Origin of the sequence: Halalkalibacterium halodurans, assembly GCF_004376175.1 — a bacterium.
Lineage (GTDB): Bacteria > Bacillota > Bacilli > Bacillales > Bacillaceae_D > Halalkalibacterium > Halalkalibacterium halodurans.
In genome coordinates, this window is sequence record NZ_SNUY01000062.1 from 16,260 (window position 1) to 26,482 (window position 10,223).

At 42.6% G+C, this 10,223-nt stretch carries 14 protein-coding genes; 7 read left to right on the forward strand and 7 right to left on the reverse strand.

Annotated elements, in window-relative coordinates; all coding sequences use genetic code 11:
* The first annotated feature begins 245 nt into the window (after positions 1 to 245).
* Together E2L07_RS16560 and E2L07_RS16565 are read left to right on the forward strand one after the other, a co-directional pair.
* Positions 246 to 836: a hypothetical protein gene (locus E2L07_RS16560; protein WP_134230105.1), complete on the forward strand. Its 591-nt coding sequence runs from the start codon at positions 246 to 248 to the stop codon at positions 834 to 836.
* 13 nt (positions 837 to 849) lie between these two features.
* On the forward strand, positions 850 to 1,926 hold the full coding sequence (locus tag E2L07_RS16565) for an MTH1187 family thiamine-binding protein (RefSeq protein WP_134230106.1): 1,077 nt from the start codon (positions 850 to 852) through the stop codon (positions 1,924 to 1,926).
* A gap of 34 nt (positions 1,927 to 1,960) precedes the next feature.
* Here E2L07_RS16565 and E2L07_RS16570 read toward each other — a convergent pair whose 3' ends face one another.
* The 3 genes from E2L07_RS16570 to E2L07_RS16580 are packed head-to-tail and all read right to left on the reverse strand — an operon-like array spanning position 1,961 to position 3,676.
* The gene (locus E2L07_RS16570) at positions 1,961 to 2,395 is read right to left on the reverse strand and encodes a GNAT family N-acetyltransferase (protein ID WP_010897603.1); all 435 of its coding nucleotides are present in this window, start codon (positions 2,393 to 2,395) and stop codon (positions 1,961 to 1,963) included.
* A gap of 1 nt (position 2,396) precedes the next feature.
* The gene (locus tag E2L07_RS16575) at positions 2,397 to 2,912 is read right to left on the reverse strand and encodes a YjcG family protein (RefSeq protein ID WP_053432006.1); all 516 of its coding nucleotides are present in this window, start codon (positions 2,910 to 2,912) and stop codon (positions 2,397 to 2,399) included.
* 35 nt (positions 2,913 to 2,947) lie between these two features.
* Positions 2,948 to 3,676: an esterase family protein gene (locus E2L07_RS16580; protein ID WP_053431476.1), complete on the reverse strand. Its 729-nt coding sequence runs from the start codon at positions 3,674 to 3,676 to the stop codon at positions 2,948 to 2,950.
* Positions 3,677 to 3,806: 130 nt separating this feature from the next.
* On the opposite strand from E2L07_RS16580, the gene E2L07_RS16585 reads away from it, so the two are divergent.
* Both E2L07_RS16585 and E2L07_RS16590 read left to right on the forward strand, forming a co-directional pair.
* Positions 3,807 to 4,358, forward strand: coding sequence for a phosphatidylglycerophosphatase A family protein (locus tag E2L07_RS16585; RefSeq protein WP_053431475.1), 552 nt, complete (start codon positions 3,807 to 3,809; stop codon positions 4,356 to 4,358).
* Between the two features lie 115 nt (positions 4,359 to 4,473).
* Positions 4,474 to 4,653, forward strand: coding sequence for a hypothetical protein (locus tag E2L07_RS16590; protein ID WP_010897607.1), 180 nt, complete (start codon positions 4,474 to 4,476; stop codon positions 4,651 to 4,653).
* Positions 4,654 to 4,659: 6 nt separating this feature from the next.
* Here the strand turns inward: E2L07_RS16590 and E2L07_RS16595 are convergent, their stop codons facing one another.
* Positions 4,660 to 4,983 carry a helix-turn-helix domain-containing protein gene (locus E2L07_RS16595; RefSeq protein ID WP_134230107.1) on the reverse strand — a complete coding sequence of 108 codons (324 nt, stop codon included), beginning with the start codon at positions 4,981 to 4,983 and terminating at the stop codon, positions 4,660 to 4,662.
* Between the two features lie 168 nt (positions 4,984 to 5,151).
* Here E2L07_RS16595 and E2L07_RS16600 point away from each other — a divergent pair, with 168 nt between their 5' ends.
* On the forward strand, positions 5,152 to 5,370 hold the full coding sequence (locus E2L07_RS16600; RefSeq protein ID WP_010897609.1) for a helix-turn-helix domain-containing protein: 219 nt from the start codon (positions 5,152 to 5,154) through the stop codon (positions 5,368 to 5,370).
* A 33-nt stretch (positions 5,371 to 5,403) separates the two neighbouring features.
* Here E2L07_RS16600 and fumC read toward each other — a convergent pair whose 3' ends face one another.
* Positions 5,404 to 6,792, reverse strand: a complete 1,389-nt coding sequence (fumC, locus tag E2L07_RS16605; RefSeq protein WP_134230108.1) for a class II fumarate hydratase — start codon at positions 6,790 to 6,792, stop codon at positions 5,404 to 5,406.
* Positions 6,793 to 7,120: 328 nt separating this feature from the next.
* Here fumC and E2L07_RS16610 point away from each other — a divergent pair, with 328 nt between their 5' ends.
* The gene (locus E2L07_RS16610) at positions 7,121 to 8,341 is read left to right on the forward strand and encodes a NupC/NupG family nucleoside CNT transporter (protein ID WP_134230109.1); all 1,221 of its coding nucleotides are present in this window, start codon (positions 7,121 to 7,123) and stop codon (positions 8,339 to 8,341) included.
* A gap of 55 nt (positions 8,342 to 8,396) precedes the next feature.
* Here the strand turns inward: E2L07_RS16610 and msrB are convergent, their stop codons facing one another.
* Positions 8,397 to 8,828 carry a peptide-methionine (R)-S-oxide reductase MsrB gene (gene msrB, locus E2L07_RS16615; protein ID WP_053431471.1) on the reverse strand — a complete coding sequence of 144 codons (432 nt, stop codon included), beginning with the start codon at positions 8,826 to 8,828 and terminating at the stop codon, positions 8,397 to 8,399.
* The gene (gene msrA, locus E2L07_RS16620) at positions 8,825 to 9,364 is read right to left on the reverse strand and encodes a peptide-methionine (S)-S-oxide reductase MsrA (RefSeq protein ID WP_134230110.1); all 540 of its coding nucleotides are present in this window, start codon (positions 9,362 to 9,364) and stop codon (positions 8,825 to 8,827) included. The genes msrB and msrA overlap by 4 nt, the downstream gene beginning before the upstream one ends.
* Positions 9,365 to 9,579: 215 nt before the next feature.
* Between msrA and E2L07_RS16625 the strand changes: the two genes are divergently transcribed.
* The coding region (locus E2L07_RS16625; RefSeq protein WP_134230111.1) for an IS1380 family transposase at positions 9,580 to 10,223 on the forward strand (644 nt) is incomplete at its 3' end.

A 10,223-nucleotide genomic window follows, 5' to 3' on the forward strand; every position in this document is an offset into this window, starting at 1 on the left:
ACCAGTTTACAAAGCATTAAAAGAGTTGTCTGGCTTTTAAAAAAGGCAAAATTCTTACCAAGAGAGTATCCTAAGAGTTTGAATCCGCTTTCAAATTTAAGGTGTTAAAAAAACTGCCTATAAATACTTGACTCAAACGTGTATTTGTTTTCGATAGACGACTGGTTTGATATGATAGTAACGTATGAGTTAGAGAGGAAGGACAGAAAAACTCCGATTGTTTTGCGATCGAGAGGAGAATAAAGATGCCAACAGGAAATAAAATCGTTTTTCTTTTGCCAGCGACTTTAATGGTGCTACTTTTCATAGGTGGTTATTTTTACTTACAGCAAGAAACAGAGTTTTCAAATGAAGAATTAAAGGATGTCGTCTCGTTTAATGTGGAGGCGGAAGCGATAGAAAATCAATTAACTGTCCAAGTTGAATGGGACTGGAACGCGATGCCAACGGACGGATTATACGGCATGGACTACATCAGTATTGCTATGACGGAGCCTGCTGATGAAATTGTTTTTACAGAAGGGGACATTCGCCTTTTTTATGGTCACGAGGAGATTTTTCGTTCCAAAGGGAAGGTTGTCTCCGATGGCGTGATTTTCTCTTTTCCGAATGAATTGCGCGACTTCGAAAGCTTTGGCAACCTTGGTGAAATTGTCGTTGACATTGAAGGAGAACAGCTAGAGGAAACGGAACTAACGGTTTATTATGTCCATACGTGGAGTCATCATTTAGGAATGCTCCGAGATTCGGCAAAGCTAGACGAGCCATCATTTGAAAATGGACCGAATGTACCGTATTGGGTATTAACGAAGCCAGTTGAATATACACAGAAATGAAGGGACCAAGCCGATGAAAATTCGAGGATTATCGTTTCAGCAAGGGATTTTCTATATTGGCAAACGTCATGTAGCATGCGCGTACCATGTGAATGGACGACTGAAGACGTGGCTTCGTCCGTTGAACCAAAAAACGTTACTGCAAATGATGAAGCATGTGACCCAGGGGCTTCCCGTCTGGTTTAAATTACTCGTGCTGACCCTTCTTAGTCTCGTCCTCGTCCCGAAACTATTCGTAGCCTTAGGGATGATGACGTGGACGGGGCTTCCCCTTTATACGTTACTCTACTTAGCGTACGGCACTCATTTTATTTTTCCAACCGAATTGCGGAAATATCACGGAGCCGAACATAAAGTGTTTAGTGATCGGGGGCTCATTCGGCGAGCGAGATTAGAGGAAATAAGGCAAGCAGAAATCACGAACCGATACTGTTCAACAAACATGGTCGTTATCTACTTCGGGTCTGTCTGTTTCCTAACAATGGTTGGGCTTATAAGCGGATTGTCTATTGAGCTGACATTGATGTACGCTTCTTACAGTAGTGTATTCGCTGTCCCTATTGTGCAGCGTGTCATGGAGTGGCGGGGATTTGCTTGGCTTAGAAACATTATTCTTCACATATCCTACTGGCTGCAGCGACATGTGACAACCTTAGAACCTGATACGATGCATATGATTGCGGCTATTGAGTCTTATCGGCGGCTCGCCTTTCGAGAATTTCCTGACAGGGTAAGAACGCCGCGAAAACGGAAGGAGACTAGAAATATGGCTATTGTGGATGTGACGGTTATTCCGATCGGTACGGAAACTCCGAGTGTATCTGCCTATGTAGCAGAGATTCATCAAGTCCTTAAAACATATGAAGATAAAGTGCGCTATGAACTAACGCCAATGAGCACGCTAATTGAAGGGGAGCTACCAATCTTATTTGAGGTGATTCAAGCAATACATGAAGTTCCATTTCAACACGGAATCAAACGTGTCGCGACGAACATCCGGATCGATGATCGCCGCGATGTGCAGCGGAAAATGGAAGAGAAAGTAGAAGCGGTTCGAGAAAAATTAGAGCGAAAAGAAGAAAGCAAATAAAAAGAAAAGGAAGGCCATCAAAGCCTTCCTTTCGCTATGATTCAATCGTTTTAACCATTGTCACATGAGGAATGCCAGCATCGAAAAATCGCTCCGATACGGTTTTAAATCCGAGTCTCTCATAAAATCCCTCGGCATGTGTTTGGGCGTTTAGCTTAAGCTTATGAACCCCAACCTTATGAGCGAATGATTCAATCGACTCCATTAAAAGCTTCCCGGCTCCGGTGCCCCGCGCTTGTTTCATAATGCAAATTCGTTCGATCTTCCCAACATCAGTAGAGATCGTACGTAATCGGCCAGCTCCTACAGGCTGAGCCTGATCATCATAAAGCACAAAGTGTGTGGCTTCCTCCTCATACTCATCTATTTCCTCTTCTTCGGGAACGTGCTGTTCTTTTATAAACACTTCCCTCCGTACATGAAAACCATCCTCTAGCTGTTGATCTGTCTCTGCGATGATTACGTTCAAGTTACTCTTCCTTTCCTAATTTAAAGGTTTCATAAACGGTCCATGATCCGTTATCCAGTTGGTATAATAGCTGGATACGATCAACGATTTCTTCATGTTGAATTTGCTTCATTTTTAGGCGGCCCAGGTTGTCTGATAGCTCATCATACGAAAGGTTTTGTCCGATTGTCAAGTGTGGGACAAAACTATACTTTTCGTTTCGTTTAAAAGGAGGTGTATGGAGTTGTTCGTAAAGCTCTGTTAATGCTGAATGCTCTCGTATTTTAAAGAAAAGGGTATTCGAAACAGGATAAAACGTATCGACTTTGTATACTTCAAGTGGGAACGGATCGACGCCTTTCGCGATCTCCCGAATTCGTTTGACCACTGAAGGTAATTCCTGTTCCTCTAGCTCAAAAGGCTCTTTTAACGTCACATGGGGTGGGATAAGCGTGTAATGCGGATCGTAACGCATCCTGTAGGAATTCGCTAAGTCCTGTAAAGGTTTTGATGGAAATAATGCAACACCGTAATTCATCATGACAATCCTCCTTTTCAAATAGTGTGTATGAATTAAGAAAATAATGTGATTAATCCTTGGGCTAAATCCTTTTGCCAATAGGTCCACGTATGATCACCTGGAAATTCGTCATAATCGTACGTGAAGGCTTTTGTTTTTATAAGGTTGGCTAATTCACGATTCGGTGTGAGGAAATCAAGAATTTCGCCGTTCGTTGTTTTGACGTTCGTTTCCTCCGTGCCGATCCGATGGTAAATGGAAAGGGTGTCACCTCTCTCATACGCTCGCACCGCCTGAAGGACAGTGTCATCCACATAAGGTGAATGGACCATCACTTGTCCGAAAAGGGTAGGGTACTGTAAGGCGGTTAAGAGTGAGACGGTACCAGCTAGAGAGTCGCCTGCTAATGTTCTCCCCGTGGATAACGGATGGGTTTGAAACGTCTCGTCGAGATAGGGAACGAGCTCACAGGCTAAAAAGCGAGTGTAAGCCTCCATTTCCTCTCCTTTGGGGTGATAGCGCTTTCTTCTTTGCTTAACATCTTTATAAGGGACTCCGACAACGATCACGTCACGAATTTCACCGTCTTTTATCAGTGTTTCCACCTGCCGGGCTATTCGTCCCATTTGAAAATAATCTTGACCGTCTTGCGCAATGAGCACATCATATGAATACAGAGGAGTATAGTTCGGTGGTAAATAAAACATCAGCTTTAATTCATCATTTAAATAATGACTTGTCAATGTTTCTTCATATAGTTTTCCTTCAAATCGCTTGACCATTCGACTTCTATCCTTTCTACTGCCACAATACGTCATTGAATTGCTTTTATTTTACCATAATCACTATAAAAAGTATGATAGAATAAAGTAGGATTGTTAGTTTTAGACGACGTCAGAGGGGGCCTAGCAGTTGAAAAAGCCAGTACCGAGCCATGTAGTTGAACAAGCAGCGCGTCAAAAGTTGCTTGAGCGCGGTGTAACCGTAAGAGATATTGCAGAAATCGTTTATTCGTTGCAAAAACCATACAATGAGTCGATGACGCTTGAAGATTGTATCGAAAGTACCGATGCTGTACTAGGAAAACGGGAAATTCAACATGCTATTCTCGTAGGGATTGAGCTTGATGTGTTAGCAGAACAGAAAAAATTGTCTGAACCGCTACAATCCATCGTCGAGCAGGACGAGGGGTTGTTCGGTGTAGACGAAACGATCGCGTTAGGCTCTGTTTTCGGGTACGGGAGCATCGCTGTGACAACCTTTGGTTATTTAGATAAACAAAAGGAAGGCATTATTAAAAAGCTAGACGAGAAAAAGCCTCAGGTTCACACGTTTTTAGATGATTTAATTTCGAGCATTGCTGCTAATGCTGCTGCGCGCATCGCTCACCGAAGCCGTGATGAGGAAGAGAGCCGGAGCCGAGAAGAAGTGAAGAAACGTGAAGATGAAGAATTGATCGGTTAATGCTGAAAAAAGGTCTCTTGAATAAAAGGGCCTTTTTTCTACATAAAAAACTCTATTTGTATTCCATGCACGAACTAGATAAAATAATTAAAAACAAGCGAGGAAGGCATTTGTGATGAAAAGAAGACCACGATGGATTTATTGGAAGGAGACGTTTCGTTCGAAATTTCAAGCTGGCTGTGTGGCAGCCAAAATCGAGGACAACTGGAAAAACGGCTATGAAATTGGCCCAAGTGTTGAAATTCGCAAACTGAAGACGAATAAGTATGTTGTTCGTTATACTTATGATGAATAACGAAGCTTACGGCTTTTCACGATATTTTCGAAAGACAGCGAGAGATTCGCGCAAGAACTCGACCTCTTCATCAGTAACGGTTTCAGAATATAGTAATTGTTTTTCCGGCGGTTGTTTTTGATAGGGAGCTGGTTCATCCGTACGTCCGAGCAAATAATCGGTAGAGCTATTAAAATATTCAGCCATTTTTACGAGCGTATCCATATCAGGCTTCCGATTGCCGTTCTCATATCCTGAAATGGTAGATTCTGCTACGTTTATCTTTCTTCCAAGTTCTTTCATCGTAAGCCCGTGCTTCTTACGTAAATAGCGAAGACGTTCGGGAAACATCCTACTACACCTCCCAATCGATAAAAAGTGAAACATCCAATTTACTTCCTATTATACTTTGCATTCTGCAAAGTTGTAAGAAAAATTCATTTTCTTCTCGAAATGAATTGACTACTATTCACTATGCGTTGTAAACTTATAACAAATGGTGAAGAAAGTGGTGTGATGATGAGCCTCTTACGAAAAACGCGGAAAAAAAAGGGGTATTCGCTGGAAGAGGCCTCTCAAAAGCTAGGCATTTCAGCTGGTTACTTGTCTCAAATTGAATTGGGCCAGCGCCAAGTAAGCAGGGAGAGGGCCATGCAAATCGCTGCATTGTATGGATTGTCGCACGAGGATTTATTTTATCCAACCCGGTTTGCTCGCAAAATGGAACGGAAAGACTAGAAATGCGGAAGGAGAAAATCCCTCCGCATTTCTTTAGCCTTGTGGGTGAACCATTTTTGCAGGATCGACCATTTTTTCAAACTCCTCTTCGGTTAGCAAGCCGCTTTGTATCGCGGCTTCTTTAAGAGTTAAGCCTTCGGCATGTGCTTTTTTCGCAATTTTTGCTGCGTTCTCATAACCGATGTGGGGGTTGAGTGCTGTCACGAGCATGAGTGACTCATTTAAATGCTTTTTAATGATCGTTTCGTTTGCCTCAAGGCCGATTAAGCATTTGTCATGGAACGTCCGGAGTCCATCAGTTAACAGCGTTGTGGACTGAAGGAAATTGTAAATAATGACCGGCTTAAATACGTTCAGTTCAAAGTTCCCTTGACTTGCAGCAAAAGCAATCGTGGCATCATTTCCGATTACTTGCGACGTGATCATTGTTAATGCCTCGCTCTGAGTTGGATTGACCTTTCCTGGCATAATGGAGCTTCCCGGCTCGTTAGCAGGAATGATCAGTTCTCCTAGCCCGCCCCTAGGCCCACTTGCAAGCCAACGAATATCATTCGCAATTTTAAACAAATCGGCAGCAAGCGCTTTTAGGGCGCCGTGAGTGTGTACTAGTTCGTCATGACTTGTGAGCGCGTGAAATTTATTAGCGGCTGATTTGAAAGGTTTCCCGGTTTCATTTGCGATCTCGGCGGCCACCATTTCTCCGAACTTAGGATGGGCGTTAATCCCTGTACCGACAGCCGTACCACCGATAGCTAATTCCTGCAAATAAATCATGCTCTCACGGATCATTTGCTCGGTCTTTTCGAGCATCCGAGCCCAGCCACTAATTTCTTGGCCGAGGGTTAAGGGGGTCGCATCCTGTAAGTGTGTTCGTCCTAATTTAATCACATCATCAAATTGCTTTGCTTTTTGGTGGAGTGTTTGTTTGAACATTTGGAGTGTAGGCAGTAAGTGATCGTCCAGTTTATTATAAGCCGCAATATGCATGGCGGTAGGAAATGTGTCGTTGGAGCTTTGCGATCGGTTCACGTCATCGTTCGGGTGAATTGTAACATTTAGTCCTTTTTCTTGCAGAAGCTGGTTTCCCCTGCGGGCAAGGACTTCATTCATGTTCATGTTCGACTGCGTGCCGCTACCGGTTTGCCAAACGAAAAGCGGGAAATGATCATCGTGTTTGCCAGCTAGCACTTCATTTGCAGCCCAGGTAATGGCATCTGCTTTTTCGGCAGACAGTTGTCCAAGCTTTTTGTTGACGTTTGCTGCTGCTTTTTTTAGCAAGGCAAAGGCATAAATAATTTCCATCGGCATTTTTTCTACCCCAATATGGAAATTCTCATAGCTTCGCTGCGTTTGTGCTCCCCATAATTTGTCTTGTGGAACGTGCATTTCTCCTAGCGTATCTCGCTCAATTCGTGTGTTCACTTTTCTACCTCCTTTGATTTCTTTCATTACCCAATTATCCGTTTCGGTACGCATAATAAACGAAAAGCTTCACATAGTACTCATAAAGGGTCACCTAATAAAGGTCATTCCTACACTATATGATATCCTATTAACTAAAATTATGAAAAAAGGTAACAGAAACCGTTCGCATTGTGTGATTTTCTCTATTTACATTAAAGAAGGTTCCTGATATAGTGAAAACGTTAAACGTATAGACGTCTGACTTCCTTATAGATTTCAAATTTTTTGATCAAAAAGATATGGAAGTGGGCCACGTCTGTTAACTAATAAAAAAGGGGTGCGATGAATGAATATTTTGTGGGGTTTATTAGGAATCGTCGTTGTTTTTCTAATCGCTTTTGCATTTTCCACAAATCGTCGTGCAATTAAACCACGAACGATATTAGGTGGTCTCGCGATTCAGCTATTATTTGCGATTATTGTATTAAAAATTCCAGCTGGACAAGCGTTACTTGAGAGCTTAACCAATGTAGTTTTGCACATTATTAGTTATGCGAATGAAGGGATCGACTTCGTATTTGGTGGATTTTTCGAAGAAGGTTCAGGCGTAGGCTTCGTTTTTGCAATTAACGTTTTGTCTGTCGTCATTTTCTTCTCAGCACTAATCTCGATCCTTTATTATTTAGGGATCATGCAATTTGTCATTAAAATTATCGGTGGTGCGCTGTCCTGGCTACTCGGAACATCAAAGGCAGAATCGATGTCAGCAGCAGCTAACATTTTCGTTGGGCAAACGGAAGCGCCACTCGTTGTTAAGCCTTACTTACCCAAAATGACGCAATCCGAGCTCTTTGCTGTTATGACAGGGGGACTTGCTTCTGTTGCTGGTTCTGTTTTAATCGGGTATTCTCTTTTAGGAGTACCGCTTGAATACTTATTAGCGGCAAGCTTTATGGCTGCTCCTGCGGGCTTGATTATGGCGAAAATGATCATGCCTGAAACGGAGAAAACAACCGATGCAGAAGATGACTTTAAGCTCGCAAAGGATGAAGAGTCCACGAACTTGATTGACGCGGCCGCCAATGGGGCGAGCACCGGGTTAATGCTTGTTCTAAATATTGCGGCGATGTTACTAGCGTTTGTTGCATTGATTGCATTAATTAATGGAATTCTTGGATGGATCGGAGGATTGTTTGGGGCGTCGCAATTGTCTTTAGAATTAATCCTCGGATACGTGTTTGCTCCGCTTGCGTTTGTCATCGGAATTCCTTGGGCTGAAGCGCTTCAAGCGGGAAGTTATATCGGTCAGAAACTCGTTGTGAACGAATTTGTTGCCTACTTAAGCTTTGCACCAGAAATTGAAAACCTTTCAGATAAAGCGGTGATGGTGATTAGTTTTGCCCTTTGCGGATTTGCTAACTTCTCATCCCTCGGAATCCTTTTAGGAGGATTGGGTAAGCTTGCTCCGAGCCGTCGCCCTGATATTGCCCGTCTCGGATTACGCGCGATCCTTGCAGGTACGCTAGCTTCTTTACTCAGCGCCTCCATTGCGGGAATGTTATTCTAATTTGCTTATTTGAACAGAAAACGGAGGTCGGATCAATGATCCACCTCCGTTTTTTCTAATCAAATAATGCTTTATACTTTCCGTATCCTTCTTTCTCTAGGTCAGCCTTTGGAATGAACCGCAAGGCAGCCGAGTTAATGCAATACCTTAAGCCGTTTGGTCCAGGGCCATCTGGAAATACGTGTCCTAAATGAGAGTCCGCCTGTTTGCTTCGCACCTCAGTCCGAATCATTCCGTGACTACGATCTTCTTTTTCAATCACTTCTTCTTCATCGATTGGTTTGGTAAAGCTTGGCCAACCGCAGCCAGCATCATACTTATCCTTAGAGCTAAACAACGGTTTCCCGGATACAATATCAACATAAATCCCTTCCGCTTCTAAATCATAGTATTCATTTCGAAAAGGTGGCTCCGTTCCATTGTTTTGCGTCACTTCATATTGGAGTGGTGTTAGCTTTTTCTTTAATTCTTCGTTTTGTTCGGTCATCGTGATTCCCCCCAATGTTGTTTAATAAAGGCTTCGCGCCCAGAGCCGTGTCTGTACATTTTGTAATGGAATGGGTTCTTCTTATGGTACTTTTGATGATATTCCTCTGCCGGATAGAACGGTTTGGCAGGGAGGATACGGGTGACAATAGGAGCGTTGAATTTACCGCTTTCCTCAAGTTTTTGTCTTGATGCTTCTGCTGCTTGTTTTTGCTGCCCATCATGATAAAAAATCGCTGTTCGATATGAATCGCCTCGATCGTGAAATTGTCCGCCTGGATCGGTCGGATCGATTTGTGTCCAATAGATTTCGAGCAGCTTTTCATATGGAAAAACTTCAGGGTCAAAGGAAATTTGCACCGCTTCATAGTGACCTGTCGTCTCTGAGCATACTTCTTTGTACGTGGGATTTTCTGTATGTCCCCCTGTATAACCAGAAACCACTTGATGAATCCCCGGCTCTTCCTCAAATGGGGAAACCATACACCAGAAGCAGCCTCCAGCAAAAGTGGCTAACGCCCATTTGCTTTCACTCACGGAATCACATCCTTTCCTAACGAATACACTTCTTGACTGTGTCCATAGTATACCATGATCAGCCTGAATTATTCATAAAAAACCTTTAATGCCCAAATAATGCTTATCTATCAAGGTATTGAGCTAAATGGTCCATGCATCAAATAAATGAAAAAAGAATCCATTTCTGATATGGTTAAAGCAACGATGAAATAACCACAGAAAGGATTCTTATAATGGCTACTTTACCGCAACTAACACTAGATTTCAATCGTCAAATTAAATTGTCAACTGATGGAGGCTCTCTTTCTTCTGATACAGGTGAATTCGTTTTTCGAGAGTTTGATGAAAAAATCGGATTCTCTGAGACTCTTGTTCAACACCTGCATTTGAATGACGAGAGAAAGTACTATCTTCATTCGAATGAAAACCTCTTTCGTCAAAAGATTTATCAACTCATCGCTGGTTATGCTGAGGATGATGCGGCCGATCAATTGACGAATGATCCTGTTTTCACCCAAATGATTGGGACTGACTCCTTAGCTTCTCAACCAAGTTTATCTCGCTTTTATACACGATTTGATCATGAGTCCATTGAACAATTACATCACGCTAACCAAGAACTTTTAGATAAAGTACATGAACTTAGAGAGTCAAAAGCACTCATCATTGATTTAGATTCAACACATGCTGACACATATGGCCAACAAGAATTTACAGCTTATAATACCCATTACGGGACTGTTGGCTTTCATCCATTGGTTGCCTTCGATGGGATAACAGGCGATTTCCTAAAAGCCCAGCTACGCCCTGGAAATGTGTATACGTCCAATGGTGTTGTGGATTTTGTGGAACCACTTATCAAACATTACAATGAAAA

What these genes read in the sequence shown, in the direction of transcription:
- E2L07_RS16560 (WP_134230105.1), top strand. Translation starts at nt 246, where the DNA reads ATGCCAACAGGAAATAAAATCGTTTTTCTTTTGCCAGCGACTTTAATG.
- E2L07_RS16565 (WP_134230106.1), top strand. Translation starts at nt 850, where the DNA reads ATGAAAATTCGAGGATTATCGTTTCAGCAAGGGATTTTCTATATTGGC.
- E2L07_RS16575 (WP_053432006.1), bottom strand. Translation starts at nt 2,912, where the DNA reads ATGAATTACGGTGTTGCATTATTTCCATCAAAACCTTTACAGGACTTA.
- E2L07_RS16580 (WP_053431476.1), bottom strand. Translation starts at nt 3,676, where the DNA reads ATGGTCAAGCGATTTGAAGGAAAACTATATGAAGAAACATTGACAAGT.
- E2L07_RS16590 (WP_010897607.1), top strand. Translation starts at nt 4,474, where the DNA reads ATGAAAAGAAGACCACGATGGATTTATTGGAAGGAGACGTTTCGTTCG.
- E2L07_RS16595 (WP_134230107.1), bottom strand. Translation starts at nt 4,983, where the DNA reads ATGTTTCCCGAACGTCTTCGCTATTTACGTAAGAAGCACGGGCTTACG.
- E2L07_RS16600 (WP_010897609.1), top strand. Translation starts at nt 5,152, where the DNA reads ATGAGCCTCTTACGAAAAACGCGGAAAAAAAAGGGGTATTCGCTGGAA.
- E2L07_RS16610 (WP_134230109.1), top strand. Translation starts at nt 7,121, where the DNA reads ATGAATATTTTGTGGGGTTTATTAGGAATCGTCGTTGTTTTTCTAATC.
- msrB (WP_053431471.1), bottom strand. Translation starts at nt 8,828, where the DNA reads ATGACCGAACAAAACGAAGAATTAAAGAAAAAGCTAACACCACTCCAA.